The 17,413-nt window shown below is 72.2% G+C and carries 19 protein-coding genes; 18 read left to right on the top strand and 1 reads right to left on the bottom strand.

The annotated features are described in order from the left end of the window. Nucleotides 1-39: 39 nt before the first annotated feature. The 4 genes from gmk to EDF48_RS09540 are packed head-to-tail and all read left to right on the top strand — an operon-like array spanning nucleotide 40 to nucleotide 4,459. Nucleotides 40-942: a guanylate kinase gene (gene gmk / locus EDF48_RS09555; protein ID WP_131879882.1), complete on the top strand. Its 903-nt coding sequence runs from the start codon at nucleotides 40-42 to the stop codon at nucleotides 940-942. Nucleotides 943-969: 27 nt separating this feature from the next. Then, nucleotides 970-1,233, top strand: coding sequence for a DNA-directed RNA polymerase subunit omega (gene rpoZ, locus EDF48_RS09550; RefSeq protein ID WP_114849971.1), 264 nt, complete (start codon nucleotides 970-972; stop codon nucleotides 1,231-1,233). 5 nt (nucleotides 1,234-1,238) lie between these two features. After that, nucleotides 1,239-2,450, top strand: a complete 1,212-nt coding sequence (metK, locus tag EDF48_RS09545; protein ID WP_111083919.1) for a methionine adenosyltransferase — start codon at nucleotides 1,239-1,241, stop codon at nucleotides 2,448-2,450. 8 nt (nucleotides 2,451-2,458) lie between these two features. Further along, complete coding sequence (locus tag EDF48_RS09540; RefSeq protein WP_131879628.1) at nucleotides 2,459-4,459, top strand: primosomal protein N'; 2,001 nt, start codon at nucleotides 2,459-2,461, stop codon at nucleotides 4,457-4,459. Between the two features lie 210 nt (nucleotides 4,460-4,669). On the opposite strand, the gene EDF48_RS09535 is transcribed toward EDF48_RS09540, so the two are convergent. Beyond that, nucleotides 4,670-5,125: a DUF4383 domain-containing protein gene (locus EDF48_RS09535; protein WP_123339707.1), complete on the bottom strand. Its 456-nt coding sequence runs from the start codon at nucleotides 5,123-5,125 to the stop codon at nucleotides 4,670-4,672. Between the two features lie 96 nt (nucleotides 5,126-5,221). Between EDF48_RS09535 and EDF48_RS09530 the strand changes: the two genes are divergently transcribed. The 14 genes from EDF48_RS09530 (at nucleotide 5,222) to lgt (ending at nucleotide 17,345) form a co-directional block, all read left to right on the top strand. Beyond that, nucleotides 5,222-6,157 (top strand): methionyl-tRNA formyltransferase, encoded by a 936-nt coding sequence (locus EDF48_RS09530; protein WP_131879626.1) that lies wholly within the window; start codon nucleotides 5,222-5,224, stop codon nucleotides 6,155-6,157. Next, nucleotides 6,154-7,728, top strand: coding sequence for a transcription antitermination factor NusB (locus tag EDF48_RS09525; protein ID WP_243698080.1), 1,575 nt, complete (start codon nucleotides 6,154-6,156; stop codon nucleotides 7,726-7,728). The genes EDF48_RS09530 and EDF48_RS09525 overlap by 4 nt, the downstream gene beginning before the upstream one ends. A 44-nt stretch (nucleotides 7,729-7,772) precedes the next feature. Next, nucleotides 7,773-8,432: a ribulose-phosphate 3-epimerase gene (rpe, locus tag EDF48_RS09520; RefSeq protein ID WP_131879624.1), complete on the top strand. Its 660-nt coding sequence runs from the start codon at nucleotides 7,773-7,775 to the stop codon at nucleotides 8,430-8,432. Nucleotides 8,433-8,491: 59 nt separating this feature from the next. After that, complete coding sequence (locus EDF48_RS09515) at nucleotides 8,492-8,755, top strand: phosphoribosyl-ATP diphosphatase (RefSeq protein ID WP_111084162.1); 264 nt, start codon at nucleotides 8,492-8,494, stop codon at nucleotides 8,753-8,755. Between the two features lie 70 nt (nucleotides 8,756-8,825). Further along, entirely contained in the window at nucleotides 8,826-9,665 is an 840-nt protein-coding gene (gene hisG / locus EDF48_RS09510; protein ID WP_111083926.1) for an ATP phosphoribosyltransferase, read from the top strand. Beyond that, a complete protein-coding gene (hisF, locus tag EDF48_RS09505; protein ID WP_243692450.1) occupies nucleotides 9,662-10,447 on the top strand; it encodes an imidazole glycerol phosphate synthase subunit HisF in 786 nt (261 codons plus the stop codon). The genes hisG and hisF overlap by 4 nt, the downstream gene beginning before the upstream one ends. 43 nt (nucleotides 10,448-10,490) lie before the next feature. Next, entirely contained in the window at nucleotides 10,491-10,937 is a 447-nt protein-coding gene (gene hisI, locus EDF48_RS09500) for a phosphoribosyl-AMP cyclohydrolase (protein ID WP_131879622.1), read from the top strand. Further along, nucleotides 10,934-12,478 carry an anthranilate synthase component I gene (locus EDF48_RS09495; protein WP_131879620.1) on the top strand — a complete coding sequence of 515 codons (1,545 nt, stop codon included), beginning with the start codon at nucleotides 10,934-10,936 and terminating at the stop codon, nucleotides 12,476-12,478. The genes hisI and EDF48_RS09495 overlap by 4 nt, the downstream gene beginning before the upstream one ends. Continuing rightward, entirely contained in the window at nucleotides 12,475-13,140 is a 666-nt protein-coding gene (locus EDF48_RS09490; protein WP_123339700.1) for a Trp biosynthesis-associated membrane protein, read from the top strand. Before EDF48_RS09495 ends, EDF48_RS09490 begins: the two co-directional genes overlap by 4 nt. After that, entirely contained in the window at nucleotides 13,137-13,376 is a 240-nt protein-coding gene (locus EDF48_RS19095; RefSeq protein WP_159571188.1) for an HGxxPAAW family protein, read from the top strand. Before EDF48_RS09490 ends, EDF48_RS19095 begins: the two co-directional genes overlap by 4 nt. Before the next feature lie 16 nt (nucleotides 13,377-13,392). Next, nucleotides 13,393-14,178, top strand: coding sequence for an indole-3-glycerol phosphate synthase TrpC (gene trpC / locus EDF48_RS09480; protein ID WP_123294446.1), 786 nt, complete (start codon nucleotides 13,393-13,395; stop codon nucleotides 14,176-14,178). A 64-nt stretch (nucleotides 14,179-14,242) separates the two neighbouring features. After that, entirely contained in the window at nucleotides 14,243-15,457 is a 1,215-nt protein-coding gene (gene trpB, locus EDF48_RS09475; RefSeq protein ID WP_123294329.1) for a tryptophan synthase subunit beta, read from the top strand. Further along, the gene (trpA, locus tag EDF48_RS09470; protein WP_123294330.1) at nucleotides 15,454-16,248 is read left to right on the top strand and encodes a tryptophan synthase subunit alpha; all 795 of its coding nucleotides are present in this window, start codon (nucleotides 15,454-15,456) and stop codon (nucleotides 16,246-16,248) included. Before trpB ends, trpA begins: the two co-directional genes overlap by 4 nt. 98 nt (nucleotides 16,249-16,346) lie before the next feature. Continuing rightward, complete coding sequence (lgt, locus tag EDF48_RS09465; RefSeq protein ID WP_123294331.1) at nucleotides 16,347-17,345, top strand: prolipoprotein diacylglyceryl transferase; 999 nt, start codon at nucleotides 16,347-16,349, stop codon at nucleotides 17,343-17,345. The last annotated feature ends 68 nt before the right edge of the window (nucleotides 17,346-17,413 follow it).

Raw genomic sequence — 17,413 nt, 5'->3', positions numbered from 1 at the left:
GGTGACCGCACCGACGGCGACCGCACCGACGGCACCGAACTGCCGGCCCACCGCACGCCACCGGAGGTCGACCGCGTCGCGGCGGCCCAGGCAGCGGTCGCCGCGCGACGCGCCCGGGCCGCGGTGAAGTCCCAGGTCGCGTCGGGGGAGCGCTCGGCACTCGAGGTCGCTCGATCGGCATGGGACGACGCCCTCGTCGACACGACCTCGGCGGAGCGCTCGCTCCGGGTGCGCGACCTGCTCGTCAGCCTGTCCGGCATCGGTCCGGCGCGTGCCGAGTCGATCATGGGCACGCTGCGCATCGCGCCGTCGAAGCGCCTCGGGGGCCTCGGCACCCGGCAGCGCACGGCCCTGGCCGACTGGCTCGCCGCGCGCGGTCGCAAGCGCGGTGCCTCGAAGCTCGTCGTCCTCGCCGGGCCGACCGCCGTCGGCAAGGGAACGGTGAGCGCGTACATCCGCGAGCAGTACCCGGACGTGAACCTCAGCGTCTCCGCCACGACCCGGAAGCCCCGCCCGGGCGAGGCCGACGGCGTGCACTACTACTTCGTCGACGACGCCGAGTTCGACCGGATGATCCGCGAGCGCGAACTGCTCGAGTGGGCCACGGTGCACAACTCGTACCGGTACGGCACCCCGCGGCCGCCGATCGACCGAGCGCTCGACGCCGGCGAGCGGGTCATGCTCGAGATCGACCTGCAGGGTGCTCGCCAGGTCCGTGACGCCATGCCCGAGGCCGTGCTCGTGTTCCTGCTGCCCCCGACGTGGGAAGAACTGGTGCGTCGACTCATCGGCCGCGGCACCGAGTCGCCCGAGGAACAGGCGCGTCGACTCGACACCGCGAAGGTCGAACTGGCCGCCCAGGACGAGTTCGACGTCCGCATCGTGAACTCCGATGTCGGCACCGCGGCACGACAGGTCGTAGACTTGTTCTCTGCGCCCTGACGGGTGCACCGACGACGAGGAGACTCCATGGCCAACCCCCAGGGCATCATCGACCCGCCCATCGACGACCTGCTCAGCAAGGTCGAGTCGAAGTACGCGCTCGTCATCTTCGCTTCCAAGCGCGCGCGTCAGATCAACGACTACTACGCCGACCTGCACGAGGGCTCGCTCTTCGACAACGTCGGCCCGCTCGTCGACTCGACGATCGACGACAAGCCGCTGTCCGTGGCTCTCCACGAGATCAACGAGGACAAGCTCACCGTCACCAAGCAGCAGCAGCCCTCCGACTGATCCCGGTGACTGCAGCTGCTCTGCGCCTCTTCACGTCCGAGTCGGTGACCGAGGGGCACCCCGACAAGATCTGCGACCAGATCTCGGACAGCATCCTCGACGCACTGCTCACGGTGGACCCGCACGCTCGGGTCGCCGTCGAGACGATGGTGACGACCGGCCTCGTGCACGTCGCCGGTGAGGTCACGACCTCGGGCTACGTCGAGATCCCCAAGCTCGTCCGTGACGTCATCACGGGCATCGGCTACAACTCGTCGGACGTCTCCTTCGACGGCGCCACGTGCGGCGTCGAGGTGTCGATCGGTGCGCAGTCGCCGGACATCGCGCAGGGCGTCGACGAGTCGCTCGACTCCCGCACGGGCGCGGTCGACCCGCTCGACCGCCAGGGTGCCGGCGACCAGGGCATCATGTTCGGCTTCGCGACGAACGAGACCCCCGAGTACATGCCGGTCGCGATCTGGCTGGCGCACCGCCTGGCCGAGCGTCTGGCCGCCGTGCGCAAGTCCGGCGAGCTGGCGTTCCTGCGCCCGGACGGCAAGACGCAAGTCACCGTCGGCTACGACGGCGTCGTGCCGAAGACCGTCGAGACCGTCGTCCTGTCGACGCAGCACTCGCCGAGCGTCACGCTGGAGCAGCTCACCGCCGAGATCACCGAGCACGTGATCCGTCCGGTGCTCGACCTCGTCGACCTCGACTCCTCGCACGTCGACGTCATCGTCAACCCGACGGGTCGCTTCGAGATCGGTGGCCCCCAGGGCGACGCCGGGCTCACCGGCCGCAAGGTCATCGTCGACACCTACGGCGGGGCCTCCCGTCACGGCGGCGGCGCGTTCAGCGGCAAGGACCCGTCGAAGGTCGACCGCTCGGCGGCGTACGCGCTGCGCTGGGTCGCGAAGAACGCGGTCGCCGCGGGCCTCGCCGACCGGCTCGAGGTGCAGGTCGCCTACGCGATCGGCCGTGCGAAGCCCGTCGGGCTCTACGTCGAGACCTTCGGCACCGGACACGTCGACGACGCCACGATCGAAGCCGCGATCCGCCAGGTGTTCGACCTGCGTCCGGCCGCGATCATCCGCGACCTCGACCTGCTCCGTCCGATCTACGCGCAGACCGCGACGTACGGACACTTCGGCCGCGAGCTCCCCGGGTTCACCTGGGAGCAGCTCGACCGCGTCGAGGAACTCCGCGCCGCCGCAGGGCTCGTCACCGCCGCCGTCTGAGGCACCGCGTGACCACCGTCGCGCGCGTCGTCCTCGACTCGCCGCTCCCGCAGTTGGACCGTCTGTTCGACTACCGGGTGCCGGCCGAGCTCGAGGACGACTGCGTGCCGGGCGTCCGCGTGAAGGTCCCGCTCCGCACCGGGGCCCGGATGTCCGACGGCTACGTCGTCGAGATCGTCGACGAGGGCGACTACCCGGGTGAGCTCAGCGCGATCGAGACCCTGGTGTCACCCGTCCCGGTCCTGGCGCCGGAGATCTGGAAGCTCGCCCGCGCCGTGGCCGACCGTGCCGCCGGTGTGGCGTCCGACGTCCTCCGCCTGGCCGTGCCGACCCGCCAGGTCCGCGCCGAGAAGGCCTGGCTCGCGCGGGACACCTCGTGGTCCCCGCCCCCGGTGTCCGCACCGCCGGTGACCGGCTACACCCCGGGCATGCTCGAAGGCGTGATCGCCGAGCACGATCGCGCTGCGGTCGCCGCCGTTCCCCACCCCGTGGCGCTGGCCGGGCCCACCAGCAACGAGGGCGACTCCGATCCGATCTGGGTGCCCGGCTGGGCGGCAACCCTCGCCCAGGCCGCCGCCCACACGCTGGCGAGCGAGCAGTCCGCCGTCATCGCCGTCCCCGACTTCCGCGACGTCATCGACCTCGAGCGCGCCCTGCTCGCGGTGCTGCCGCCGGAACGGGTCGTGCGCTTCGACGCCAAGCAGACGAACGGGCAGCGGGCCAAGGCACTGCTGCAGGCGCGGACGCACCCCGTCGTCGCGATCGGCAACCGCACGGCGGTGTACGCACCGGCGACCGACCTCGGGCTCATCGCGATGTGGGACGACGGCGACGCCTCGTTCATCGAGCAGCGCGCGCCGTACGTGCACACGCGTGACGTCGCCCTCGTGCGGGCTGCGCAGTCGGGTGCCGCACTGCTGTTCGTCTCGCACGCCCGCAGCACCGACGTGCAGCGGCTCGTCGAACTGCACTGGCTGCAGGACGTCACGCCGTTCCGGGTGAAGACCCCGAAGGTCATCCCCACCGTGCAGCAGACCTCGGCCGAGGGGTACGCCGCACAGGCGCGCATCCCGAGCTCCGCCTGGCGTGCCGCGCGCGAGGCCAGCCAGCACGGCCCGGTGCTCGTGCAGGTCGCGAGCCCCGGGTTCGGCACCGGGCTCGTCTGCGCGGAGTGCGGTGAGCGGGCGCACTGCCGGATCTGCGGCGGTCCGCTCGGCAGTCCGCACCGCGGTGCCACGCCGCAGTGCCGGTTCTGCGGTGCCCTCGCCGTGGGGTTCCGCTGCCCGACGTGCGGCAACGGCACCGTGAAGCCCGTGGGACAGGGCGCTCAACGCACCGCCGACGAACTCGGGCGGGCGTTCCCCGGCACCCGGATCGTGGTGGCCGACGGCTCACGCCCGCTCGACGAGGTGCCCGCGAGGCCCTCCGTCGTCGTCGCGACCCGTGGCGCCGAGCCGAGCGTGCCCGGAGGCTACGCGTGCGTGCTGTTGCTCGACGGCGAGAAGATGCTCGCGCGCGAAGGACTGCGCGTGCAGGAGGACGTGCTCCGCTTCTGGACGAACGCCGCGGCGAAGGGTGCTCCCGGGGCCGAGGCGTACCTGGTCGGCATCGGCGGCAAGCTCGCGACGGCGATGGCGCTCTGGCGGCTCGACGGTCCCGCGCACGACGAACTCACCGACCGGCGTGAGCTGCACTTCCCGCCGGCGGTCCGCGTGGCGACGATGACCGGCACCGACGAGGCCGTGACCGCTGCGGTCGAGGCCCTCGAGGGGGCGACCGCGGGCCCGGTGCTCGGCCCGGTCCCCGTCGAGGACGACGCCCTGCCGGGCACGGTCCGAGCGATCGTGCGGTTCCCGTACGCCCACGGTGCCGAGGTCGCGGCGACCCTGAAGGCCGAGGTCATCCGGCGGTCGTCGACCCGGCGGGTGCTGAAGGGCGGCAACCGGCGTCGGGCGGCACCGACGCTGCGGGTCCGGCTCGACGACGCGGAACCCTTCAGCGAGGTCTGAGCCGCACCGGCCGTCGGGGCGGGGCCTCCGTGGCGGAGTTGCGCCGCGCCTCCCGGGCCGTGTGCGTTCGCACCTTGCGACGTTCCACGCGTCGATCACCTCGTGTTCTGTCGGCCGATGCGCACGCACCCGATGCGTGTGCACCTTCCGACGATCCACGCGTCGATCAACGAGTGGTTCGTCGCGAAACGAGTCCGCGGCGCAGCAGCGTCAGGCGCGCACGGCCCGCCCACCGACGCGCGGGAACACCACGCCGAGCGCGACCATCCCGACCGCGAGCACGAGGTGCAGCCAGTTGTCCGCCCAGTTCAGCGGCACGAAGTTCGCGCCGAACGAGTGCCCGGCGGTGAACAGCCCGTAGACCCAGAGCACGAAGTAGACGACCCCGCCGAGCACCAGGTACATCCGCGACCCGGTGGCGTACCCCGCCGCGAGGACCCCGACGACCCCGAACAGCAGGTGCACGACGTTGTGCAGCACCGACACCTGGAAGACCCCGAGCAGCATCGCCATCGACCCGTGGCCGGCACCCGCGAGCGAGCCGGACGTCAGCCCGGGTACGAACCCGGCGATGCCGACGAGCAGGAACACGACGCCGACGAGCAGCGCGACCTTCTGGATGCTGGACCCTGCGAAGCGGTCGGTGGACGTGGTGACGTCGGACATGGGAACCCCTCTCGTGCTGTCCCGCAGACCGTACCCACCCGGCGCGGGCCCGGTTCGGGTCAGTCCACCGAGCGCGCGCGTGGGAGGATCGAACCCATGCGTCTCGTCGTCGCCGGCAGCCCCGCTGCGGCCGTCCCCACCCTCCGCCGCCTGGCGGCGTCCGACCACGAGATCGCCGCGGTCCTCACGCGTCCGCCGACACCGCAGGGCCGGAAGCGCGTCCTGACGCCGACACCGGTCGCGCAGGTCGCCGCGGAGCTCGGGCTGCCCGTCATCGAGGCCAGCCGCGTCGACGACGACGTCACCGCGCGCATCGCCGACCTCGACGTCGACCTCGGTGTCATCGTCGCCTACGGCGCGTTGCTCCGCCGTCCCGCGCTCGACGCCCCGCGCCTCGGCTGGGTGAACCTGCACTTCTCCGACCTGCCGGCGTACCGCGGCGCGGCGCCGGTCCAGCGGGCCGTGATGGCGGGGGACACCCGCACCGCCGCGTCGGTCTTCCAGCTCGTCGAGGCGCTCGACGCCGGCCCGGTGTTCGCAGCTGACCCGTTCGAGATCGACCCGGAGGCCACCGCCGGCGAGGTCCTCGCCGCCATGGCGGAGTCCGGCGCCGAGACCGTCGCCCGGGTGGTCGACGCCATCGCCGCCGGCACGGCCGTCGCGACCGAGCAGACCGGCGAGCCGACGCTCGCGCCGAAGACGACCATCGACGACGGGCGCATCGACTTCGGTGCTCCGGCGGCGGTCGTGCACGCCCGTCTGCGCGGGGTCACCCCCGAGCCCGGCGCGTACGCCCACCTCGGCGAGACCCGCGTGAAGCTGCTCCGCAGCAACCGCCTGACAGGAGGCCCCGCGGACCCCGCCCCGCAGCTCGCGCCCGGTGCGCTGGCACTCCACGGCGGTCGGCTGCTGGTCGGGACCGGTGACACTCCGCTGGCACTGCTCGAGGTGCAGCCGGCCGGCAAGAAGGCGATGGACGCCGCAGCCTGGGCCCGTGGCCTGGGCGAACTGGACGGGAAGGTCCTCGCATGAGCCAGCCGACGAACACCCGGGGCGCCCGCCGCGGTCCCCGTCCCGCGAACGCCCGTCGTGTCGCGTTCGACGTGCTCCGCGCCGTGCAGGTCGACGACGCGTACGCGAACCTGCTGCTGCCGACACGCATCCGTCGTGCCGGCCTCACCGCGCGCGACGCCGCGTTCGCCACCGAGCTCACCTACGGCTCGATCCGGATGCTCGGTCGCTACGACGTCATCATCGCGCTGGCGTCGGGTCGTCGGCCGGAGAACATCGAGGCCGACGTCCTCGACGTGATGCGGCTCGGCGCCCACCAGCTGCTCGCCATGCGCACCCCGACGCACGCCGCGGTCGACGCCACGGTCGAGCTCGCCCGCGAGGTCGGTGCCCGCCGTGCCACCGGCTTCGTGAACGCCGTGATGCGCAAGATCGCCGCGCGCACCGACGACGAGTGGGACGCGCAGATCACCGAGGGCCGTGGTGGCGACGCCCTGCTCGCCACGCGGTGGTCGCACCCGGTCTGGGTCGTCTCGGCACTGCGCGACGCCCTCGCCGCCGAACGCTCCCGCGACGAGCTCGCCGCCCTGCTCGCCGCCGACAACGCCGCGCCCCGGGTGCAGCTCGCGGCGCTGCCCGGGCTCGCCACCGACGAGGACATCGCCACCGCGACCACGCGCACGGTGCTCGACGAAGACGCAGACGCCGATGCCGCGTTCGCCGACGCGACCGGCGCGGCGGACGTGCCGGCGACCCTGGTGCCCGCCGACGACGAACCGGAGGCCGACGGCGCGACCGGCACCGTGCCTCCCGTCCGGACCGCCGACCCCGTGCCGGCCGCCGACGCCCTGCCGGTCTCGCCCGTCGGGATCCGCGGCATCTCCGGTGACCCCGCGCGCGTGCCGGGCGTCGCTGCCGGGCGCCTGCGCGTGCAGGACGAGGGCTCGCAGCTCGCCGCCCTCGCGCTGAGCCGGTCGTCCGCGGTCCGCGCGGGCGAGCGCTGGCTCGACATGTGCGCCGGCCCCGGTGGCAAGGCCGCGCTGCTCGCCGCCGAGGCGCAGCAGGGTGGCGCGACCCTCGTCGCGAACGAGCTCGTGCCGGCACGTGCCGGACTCGTGCGGAACGCCCTCGGGGTGTTCGGCGACCACGTCCGCGTCGTCGAGGGCGACGCCAGGCGCTACGGCCGCGACGGCACCGGGATGACCTTCGACCGCATCCTGCTCGACGCGCCGTGCACCGGCCTCGGCGCCCTGCGTCGGCGTCCGGAAGCACGCTGGCGGAAGACCCCCGAGGACGTCCAGGAGCTCGCGGCCCTGCAGACCGAGCTGCTCGACGCCGCGGTCCGGGTGCTCGCACCGGGTGGGACGCTCGCGTACGTCACGTGTTCGCCGCACCTGGCCGAGACGCGCGGGCAGGTCGACGCGCTGATGGGGCGGCACGGGGGAGTCCTCGAGCAGCTCGACACCGCGACGATCGTGCGCGGGGTCGCCGCGCGCGACCCGGAGATCGCGGACGGCAACACGGCGCAGCTCTGGCCGCACCGGGTCGGCACGGACGCGATGTTCATCGCGTTGTTCCGTCGCGTCGGCTGAGGCCGTCGAGTGGGGCGTCGCGCACGCGCCGGTAGGCTTGCCCGGTGACGATCCGCATCTCGCCGAGCATCCTGTCCGCCGACTTCGCGAACCTCGAGCGTGAACTCCACCGCATCGAGAGCGCCGACCTGGTGCACGTCGACGTGATGGACAACCACTTCGTGCCGAACCTGACGCTCGGGCTGCCGATCGTCGAGCGCCTGCAGCAGGTGTCCCCGGTGCCGCTCGACGTCCACCTCATGATCACCGACGCCGACGTCAACGCACCGAAGTACGCCGAGACCGGTGCGTCGAGCGTGACGTTCCACTTCGAGGCCGCGGACGACCCCGTGGCCACGGCCGCTGCGATCCGCTCGAACGGGGCCCGTGCCGCCGTCGCGGTGAAGCCCGGCACCTCGATCACGCAGGTGCTGCACCACCTCGACGCCTACGACATGATCCTGCTGATGACCGTCGAGCCCGGCTTCGGCGGGCAGTCGTTCATGCCGTCCGTGATGCCGAAGCTCGCCGACGCCCGTGCGGCGGTCGACGCCTCGGGGCTCGACGTGTGGCTCGAGGTCGACGGCGGCATCTCGGTGGACACCGTCCCCGAGGCCGTGCGCAGCGGCGCCGACACGCTCGTCGCCGGGTCGGCCGTGTACGGCGGTGAGCCCGCCGCGCGGATCACGGACCTGCGCGAAGCGGCCGCGCGGGCGCGGGCATGAGCGCGACCCGTCCGGACGGTACGTCGGCAGCGTCGGTGGAGACCGGTAGCCTGGACCGCGTGAAGACGTTCGACGACCTGTTCCAGGAGCTCACCGAGAAGGCGCGCACGCGCCCCGAGGGCTCCGGCACCGTCGCCGAACTGGACGCCGGCGTGCACCAGATCGGCAAGAAGATCGTGGAAGAAGCGGCCGAGGTCTGGATGGCGGCCGAGTACGAGGGCGACGAGCGCACCTCGGAGGAGATCTCGCAGCTCGTGTACCACCTGCAGGTCCTCATGGTCGCGAAGGGGCTGTCCCCGGCGGACATCTGGCGACATCTGTAGGACGCGCTCGGGCACCGCCCGCGCACCGACCTCGATCCGCCACGACCCCGACCAGAAAGCAGACCCCCTGATGCTCCGCATCGCCGTGCCCAACAAGGGCTCCCTGTCCGAGACCGCGTCCGACATGCTGCGCGAGGCCGGGTACGCCGGTCGCCGCGACCCGAAGGCGCTGCACCTGCTCGACGAGCGCAACGGCGTCGAGTTCTTCTTCCTCCGCCCGCGGGACATCGCGACCTACGTCGGCTCCGGCGCACTCGACGTCGGCATCACCGGCCGTGACCTGCTGCTCGACTCCGGTTCCGAGGCGCACGAGGTCGACGCGCTCGGCTTCGCCGACTCCACCTTCCGGTTCGCCGGCACGCCGGGCCGGTACAGCACCCTGCAGGACCTCGACGGCGTCCGCGTCGCCACGAGCTACCCGGGCCTGGTCGGCGACTTCCTCGCCCGCCACGGGGTGACGGCGACGCTCGTCAAGCTCGACGGGGCCGTCGAGAGCGCGGTGCGTCTCGGTGTCGCCGACGCCGTGGCCGACGTGGTGTCGACGGGCAGCACGCTGCGGCAGGCCGGCCTCGAGATCTTCGGTCCGGTCATCCTCGAGTCGACCGCGCTACTGGTGTCGACCGACGAGACGATCCCGGGCATCGACGTGCTCCGCCGTCGGCTGCAGGGCGTGCTCGTCGCCCGCGGCTACGTCATGCTCGACTACGACATCCCCACCGCGCTGCTCGAGCAGGCGACGGCCGTCGCGTCCGGCATCGAGTCGCCGACGGTCTCGCCGCTGCACGGCCGCGACTGGTCCGCGGTGCGCGTGATGATCCCGCGCGACGACGCGAACCTCATCATGGACGCCCTGTACGACCTCGGTGCCCGCGCCATCCTCGTCAGCCCGATCCACGCGGCCCGGCTGTGACCGCGGCAGCCACGGCGCCGGGCGGCGTGGCCGTCCGCGTCATCCCGTGCCTCGACGTCAAGGGCGGCCGGGTCGTCAAGGGCGTGAACTTCCTCGATCTGCAGGACGCCGGTGACCCGGTCGAGCTCGCCGCGCGCTACTACGAGCAGGGCGCCGACGAGCTGACCTTCCTCGACGTCGGTGCCACGGTCGAGAACCGCGCCACGATGTACGACACGGTCACCCGCACCGCCGAGCAGGTGTTCATCCCGCTCACGGTCGGTGGCGGCGTCCGTTCCGTCGACGACGTGTCCCGCCTGCAGCAGTGCGGCGCGGACAAGATCGGCGTGAACAGCGCAGCGATCGCCCGGCCCGACCTCGTCGGCGAGATCGCCGACCGGTTCGGTGCGCAGGCCGTCGTGCTGTCGCTCGACGTCAAGCGCTCCGACCGGACTGCGTCCGGCTTCGTGGTCACCACGCACGGCGGCCGCACCGAGACCGACATCGACGCGATCGCCTGGGCGCGCGACGCCGTCGAGCGGGGTGCGGGGGAGCTGCTCGTCAACTCCATCGACGCGGACGGCACGAAGAACGGGTTCGACCTCGAGCTCGTCGCCGCGGTGCGGTCGGTCGCGCGGGTCCCGGTCATCGCTTCGGGAGGCGCGGGTCGGGTCGACCACTTCGCCCCCGCCGTCGACGCGGGTGCGGATGCCCTCCTCGCCGCGTCCGTCTTCCACCGTGGCGAGATGACGGTGGGCGACGTCAAGGCCGCGCTGCGCGCGACCGGCCACGCCGTCCGCTGAACCGCCGCCGCCCGCTGATCCGCCGCCGTAGGCTAGGAGTCTCATGACCGACAGCACCAGCACCGACACCGACGCGGTCCTCGACCGCGCACGTTTCGGTGCGGACGGGCTGCTCCCCGCCATCGTGCAAGAGGAGTCGTCGAAGGACGTCCTCATGCTCGGGTACATGGACCGGGAAGCGCTCCGCCGCACCCTCACCGAGGGGCGCGTGACCTTCTGGTCGCGGTCGCGGAACGAGTACTGGCGGAAGGGCGACACGTCGGGGCACGCGCAGTACGTGCGCGACGCGGCGTTCGACTGCGACGCCGACACCCTGCTCGTCACCGTGCAGCAGGTCGGGGCCGCGTGCCACACCGGGGCGCACCGCTGCTTCGACGTCGATCCGCTCGCGCCCACGACGGCGTCAGCCCCGACCGGCACAGCGGCGTCGGCGCCGACGGACGCGACCATGTCTGCCCCGGCCGACACGGCAGTGGAGGCGACCCGATGACGACCGCGACGATCTCCGATGCGCCGCACACGACCTCCCGGCCGGAGTTCGACGCCCTGCTGCGCGACCACCGCGTCGTGCCGGTGGTGCGCGCGCTCTACGCCGACAGCGAGACGCCGGTGGGTGTCTACCGGAAGCTCGCCGACGGCCGGCCCGGGTCGTTCCTGCTGGAGTCCGCGGGCCAGGGCGGCCTCTGGTCGCGCTGGTCGTTCGTCGGTGTGCGCAGCTTCGGCGTCCTCACGCAGGAGGGCGACCGCGCCGCCTGGATCGACACCGGCATCGACGCCGAACGTGCGGTCGGCTCGCTCGACGGCGAACCGCTCGAGGTCCTGGCGCGCCTGCACGAGCGCTGGGCCACCCCGCGGGTGCCCGGCTCCCCGCCGCTCGTCGGCGGGACGGTCGGGTTCATCGGGTGGGAGGCCGTGCGCCAGCTCGAGCACCTGCCGAACGTGCCGCCGGCCGACTTCGACGTGCCCGGACAGGCGCTGTCCTTCGTCTCCGAGCTGGTCGCGCTCGACCACCGCACAGGGCTCGTCCTGCTCGTCGCGAGCGTGCTGAACGACGGTACCGACGACGCCGACACGCTCTGGTCCGACGCGCAGCGCCGCCTGGACCGCCTGCAGGCCGACCTCGTCCAGCCGAGCGTCGCGACCGTCGCCGAGGCGTTCGAGATCGCCGAGCCGACGCCGACGCACCGTTCCACGCCGGACGAGTACATGGCCGCGGTGGAGCGCTCGAAGGAGTTCATCCGCGACGGCGACGTGTTCCAGGTCGTGATCTCGCAGCGCTTCGACCACGAGGTGACCGCCGACCCGCTCGACGTGTACCGGGTCCTCCGGACGTTGAACCCGAGTCCGTACATGTACTTCCTGGCCCTGGCGGACACCGCCGACGAGCGGTACTGGATCGTCGGCGCCTCGCCGGAGGCCCTGGTGAAGGTGCAGTCCGGCCGCGCCATCACGCACCCGATCGCCGGGTCGCGTCCACGTGGTGCGACCCCGGAAGAGGACGTCCGCTTCGGCGACGACCTGCTCGACGACCCGAAGGAACGCGCCGAGCACCTGATGCTCGTCGACCTGGCCCGCAACGACCTGCAGAAGGTCTGCGAGCCCGGTACCGTCGCGGTCACCGAGTTCATGACGGTCGAGCGCTTCAGTCACATCATGCACCTGGTGTCGAGCGTCGAGGGTGCGGTGCGTCCGGGGATGTCCGCCATCGACGTGTTCCGGGCGACGTTCCCGGCCGGCACCCTGTCCGGTGCGCCGAAGCCCCGCGCGCTGGAGATCATCGACGAGCTCGAGCCGGCGAAGCGCGGTGCCTACGCCGGTGTCGTCGGCTACTTCGACTTCGCCGGTGACGCGGACATCGCGATCGCGATCCGCACCGCCCTGATCAAGGACGGCGTGGCACGGGTGCAGGCCGGTGCCGGCCTGGTGGCGGACTCCGACCCGGCCACCGAGCACGAGGAGACCATCAACAAGGCGGCGGCACCCCTGCGGGCCGTGGCCACGGCGAACCGGATGCGCGAGGTGCGCTCGTGAAGCGCTCGCGCCCGATCGTCGTCGTCGCCGGACTGCTCGTCGCCGGCATCATCATGCTCGCGTGGACGCAGACCTGGTTCACGGTGGACCTGCACGCCGGTGCGGCAGTCACCTCGACGGTCGACGCCGACGGGGCCGCGGTCGTGCCGCAGTACACCGCCCTGGCGATCGCGAGCCTGGCCCTGTTCCTCGCGATGACCATCGCCGGCCGGGTGCTGCGCATCGTGCTCGCGTGCGTCGAGATCCTGCTCGGACTCGGCGTCGTGGTCAGCGGCATCACCGCACTCGGTGACCCGGTCGCCGCGGCGAAGGGTGCCGTCGGCGCGGTGGCCGGGGTCAGCGACCTGACCGCCGTGCGCCGCGTCGTGTCCGGCGTCGACGTGTCGCTCTGGCCGGCCGTCGGCATCGCCGGTGGGGTCCTGGCCGTCCTGCTCGGTGTCGTCGTCATCGTGGTGCAGCGTGCGTGGCCCGGTCCGAGCCGGAAGTACGGCGCGGCGACCGCGGGAGCCGCCGCCGACGCCCGCGCCGCAGCCCCGGTCGTGCGCGACGCCGTCGTGGACTGGGACGACCTCAGTGCTGGGGTCGACCCGACCGACGGCACGGTAGGATCGGATGGGCGTCGGTCGACCGACGACGCCGGAGCAGAACGAGGAGCACCGTGAGCAACACTGAGCCCGCAGAACTCGGCGAAGGCCACTCGCCGGCCGCCTGGACCGCCGTCGTGATCATGCTGATCGGATTCGCGGCAGGCACGCTGTTCTTCTGGTTCGACCAGCCGTGGGGCGTCTGGGTCTCCGCTGCCGTCGTCGTCATCGGTCTGGTAATCGGCGCGGTCATGGCCAAGGCCGGCTACGGCGTGAACGGCCCGAAGTACGTCGCCAAGCACCACGCCGAGTAGGACTCGCATGCCGAACGTGCTCGAGACCCTCGTCGCGGGCGCGCTCGAGGACGCCGCCGCCCGTCGCGTCGACCGCCCGTACTCGGACGTCGAACGCGACCTCGACCGGGTGGCGTCGCCGCTCGACGCCCTCGCGTTCCTCGCCCCGGGCGACCGGGTGAAGATCCTCGCCGAGGTCAAGCGCGCCAGCCCGTCCCGTGGCTCGATGGCCCCCATCGAGGACCCGGCCGCACTCGCAGCCGACTACGAGCGCGGTGGCGCGTCGACGATCAGTGTCCTGACCGAGGGACGCAAGTTCCTCGGCAGTCTCGCCGACCTCGAAGCCGTCAAGGCCCGCGTGGGCATCCCCGTGCTGCGCAAGGACTTCATCGCCGACCCGTACCAGGTCGTCGAGGCCCGGGCCGCCGGAGCCGACGTCGTGCTGCTCATCGTGGCCGCGCTCGAGCAGCAGCAGCTGGTCGAGCTCCACACGCTGGCCGAAGAGCTCGGCATGCGCGTGCTGGTCGAGGCGCACTCCGCCGACGAGGTCTCCCGTGGCCTCGACGCCGGTGCGCGGATCCTCGGCGTCAACGCGCGCGACCTCACCGACTTCTCGCTCGACCGCGACCTCTTCGGGTCGCTCGCCGACCGCATCCCCGACGGGGTCGTGCGCGTCGCCGAGTCCGCCGTCGCCGGTCCCGCCGACGTCGCCCACTACCGCGCAGCGGGTGCCGACGTCGTCCTGGTCGGGGAAGCCCTCGTCACGGGTGCCGACCCCGCCACCACCCTCGCGTCGTTCATCGAGGCCGCCGACCGCGGCTGAACGTTCCACCCGTCCGACCACCGGCACCGCCGGTCGCGTCGGACACGTCCCGGGAAGACCCATCGTGACCTCACTCCGCGACCTGCACGGCCCGTACTTCGGTGACTTCGGCGGACGCTTCGTCCCCGAGTCGCTCGTCCTGGCGCTCGACGAGCTCGAGGCAGCCTTCCGCACGGCCTGGGCTGACCCGGCCTTCCGTGCCGAGCTCGACGAGCTCCAGCGCGACTACACCGGTCGTCCGTCGATCATCACCGAGGTGCCGCGGTTCGCGAAGCACGCCGGCGGTGCCCGCGTGATCCTGAAGCGCGAGGACCTGAACCACACCGGGTCGCACAAGATCAACAACGTGCTCGGTCAGGCGCTCGTGGCCCGTCGGCTCGGGAAGACCCGCCTCATCGCGGAGACCGGTGCCGGCCAGCACGGTGTGGCCACGGCGACCGCTGCGGCGCTGTTCGGCATGGACTGCGTCGTGTACATGGGTGCCGTCGACACCGAGCGGCAGGCGCTCAACGTCGCCCGGATGCGCCTGCTCGGCGCCGAGGTGATCCCGGTCGAGACCGGGTCGCGCACGCTGAAGGACGCCATCAACGAGGCACTCCGCGACTGGGTGGCGAACGTGGACTCGACCCACTACCTGCTCGGCACGGTCGCCGGCCCGCACCCGTTCCCCGAGATGGTGCGCGAGTTCCACAAGGTGATCGGCGAAGAGGCCCGCCAGCAGGTCCTCGACCGCGTCGGGCGTCTCCCCGACGCCGTCGCCGCGTGCGTCGGTGGTGGCTCGAACGCGATGGGCATCTTCGAGGCGTTCCTCGACGACGAGTCCGTCGCGCTGCACGGTTTCGAAGCCGGTGGCGACGGCGTCGAGACCGGTCGGCACGCCGCGAGCATCACGCTCGGTCGCGAAGGCGTCCTGCAGGGCGCGAAGTCCTACCTCATGCAGGACGAGGACGGCCAGACCATCGAGAGCCACAGCATCTCCGCCGGGCTCGACTACCCGAGCGTCGGTCCGGAGCACGCCTACCTGGCGTCGATCGGTCGCGCACAGTACGCGCCGATCACCGACACCGAGGCGATGGAGGCGTTCCGGCTGCTCAGCCAGACCGAGGGCATCATCCCGGCGATCGAGTCGGCGCACGCGCTCGCGGGTGCGATGAAGCTCGGCAAGGAGCTCGGCCCCGAGGGCGTCGTGCTCGTGAACCTGTCCGGCCGTGGCGACAAGGACGTGGCGTCCGCCAGTCGCTACTTCGGCATCCTCGACGAGAACGCGGTGCAGCTGTGACCACGAACCAGACCGTCGCCACGACTATCGACACCGCCAACGCGGAGCGTGCCGGGGCCGTCGTCGGCTACCTGCCCGCCGGGTACCCCGACGTGCAGACCAGCGTCGACGCTGCCGTCGCCCTCGCCGAGAACGGCGTGGACGTCATCGAGCTCGGCCTGCCGTACTCCGACCCCGTCATGGACGGCCCGGTCATCCAGCGTGCGGCCGAGGAGAGCCTGGCGAACGGCTTCCGGGTCGCGCAGGTCTTCGACGCCGTGCACCAGATCACCGAGCGCGCCGACGTGCCGGTGCTCGTGATGACGTACTGGAACCCGGTCCTCCGCTACGGCGTGGACCGCTTCGCCGACGACCTCGTCGCCGCCGGTGCCGCCGGGCTCATCACGCCCGACCTGATCCCGGACGAAGCCGCCGAGTGGATGGCCTCGTCGGAGCGGACCGGCCTGGACCGCGTGTTCCTCGCGGCACCGTCCTCGTCCGACTCCCGGATGCAGCAGGCGGTGCAGGCGAGCCGCGGGTTCGTCTACGCCGTCTCGACGATGGGCGTCACCGGAGCACGGGCCGGCGTCGACGTCGCTGCACGCACCGTGGTGTCGCGGCTCCGTGACGCCGGCGTCGCGCGCACCTGCGTGGGCCTCGGCATCTCGACGGCCGAGCAGGTCGCCGAGGTCCTGGAGTACGCCGACGGCGCGATCGTCGGCTCGGCGTTCGTCCGCGCACTGGCCGACCTCGGGGTGCAGGGGGTCGCCGACCGCGCGGCCGACCTCACCACCGGCGCCCGCCGCTCCTAGTCCAGTTCCTGGCGGGCCCACGACCCGCGCTACAGTGAGCGGGGCCGACGACACGTCGACACCGCGCCCCGTCAGTTCCGAAAGGCGACCGTTCCTCCATGCCCCTCCTGAGCATCCCGAGCCCGAGCACCGCCTGGCAGTACTTCGACCTGACCGCCTGGCTGCGCGACGTGTTCGGTTGGTCGCTGCCGCTCGACTTCCGCATCCACGCGTACGCGATCTGCATCCTGCTCGGGATCGTCGCCGCGGTCCTGCTCGCGAACCGCCGCCTCAACGCGCGCGGCGTCGAGCGCTGGATCATCATCGACATCGCGATCTGGGCGGTGCCTGCCGGCATCATCGGCGGGCGGCTCTTCCACGTGTTCACGCACGTGTCGGACTACTTCGGCCCCGGCATCGACCCGCTGTCCTTCCTGTACATCTGGGAGGGCGGGCTCGCCATCTTCGGCGCCCTGATCCTCGGGTCCGTCGGTGCCTGGATCGGCTGCCGCCAGGTCGGCCTGCGGTTCACGTCGTTCATCGACGCCGTCGTGCCCGGGGTGCTGCTCGCGCAGGCATTCGGTCGGCTCGGCAACTACTTCAACCACGAGCTCTTCGGCATGCCGACCAGCCTGCCGTGGGGCCTGCAGATCGAGTCGACGAACGCGGCGTTCCCGAAGGGCCTGCCCGAGGGCACGCTGTTCCACCCGACGTTCCTCTACGAGATCATCTGGAACGTCCTGGGCGTCGTCGTCATCCTGCTGCTCGACCGCAAGTTCACGCTCCAGTGGGGCAAGGTCCTCGCCCTGTACCTGATCTGGTACGGCGTCGGCCGGTCCTTCCTCGAGTCGATCCGCGTCGACACCAGCGAGACCTTCGCGGGCATCCGCACCAACGTCTGGATGTCGTTCGCGGCCATCCTGCTCGGGATCGTCATCTTCATCGTGCAGACCCGTCGGCACACCGGCAAGGAACCGAGCCCGTACCTGCCCGGTCGCGAGCCGCGTCCGAAGTCCGATGTAGACTCCGACGACACCTTCTCGGAGCACGAGGACGACGACGAACGCCTCGTCGCCCAGGGCTCCGGAGCGGTCACGACTCCCACTGACCGCGCCTAGGAGCACTCCTCCCCGCCACAAGCGGGGCACGGGCACCAGTCCCGCCCGTCTGGGCGGAACGCACCACC

The sequence above is a fragment of the Curtobacterium sp. PhB191 genome (genome assembly GCF_004346515.1).
In the GTDB taxonomy this organism is placed as follows: Bacteria; Actinomycetota; Actinomycetes; order Actinomycetales; family Microbacteriaceae; genus Curtobacterium.
The sequence above is the reverse complement of the archived record's forward strand: the minus strand, read 5'-3'. Positions and strand labels throughout refer to the sequence as shown.

Bases quoted from the DNA above. Each gene is read 5' to 3' on its own strand.
- hisG (WP_111083926.1), top strand. From the start codon at position 8,826: ATGCTCCGCATCGCCGTGCCCAACAAGGGCTCCCTGTCCGAGACCGCG.
- EDF48_RS09495 (WP_131879620.1), top strand. From the start codon at position 10,934: ATGACGACCGCGACGATCTCCGATGCGCCGCACACGACCTCCCGGCCG.
- lgt (WP_123294331.1), top strand. From the start codon at position 16,347: ATGCCCCTCCTGAGCATCCCGAGCCCGAGCACCGCCTGGCAGTACTTC.
- hisI (WP_131879622.1), top strand. From the start codon at position 10,491: ATGACCGACAGCACCAGCACCGACACCGACGCGGTCCTCGACCGCGCA.
- EDF48_RS09535 (WP_123339707.1), bottom strand. From the start codon at position 5,125: ATGTCCGACGTCACCACGTCCACCGACCGCTTCGCAGGGTCCAGCATC.
- EDF48_RS09525 (WP_243698080.1), top strand. From the start codon at position 6,154: ATGAGCCAGCCGACGAACACCCGGGGCGCCCGCCGCGGTCCCCGTCCC.
- EDF48_RS09530 (WP_131879626.1), top strand. From the start codon at position 5,222: ATGCGTCTCGTCGTCGCCGGCAGCCCCGCTGCGGCCGTCCCCACCCTC.
- rpoZ (WP_114849971.1), top strand. From the start codon at position 970: ATGGCCAACCCCCAGGGCATCATCGACCCGCCCATCGACGACCTGCTC.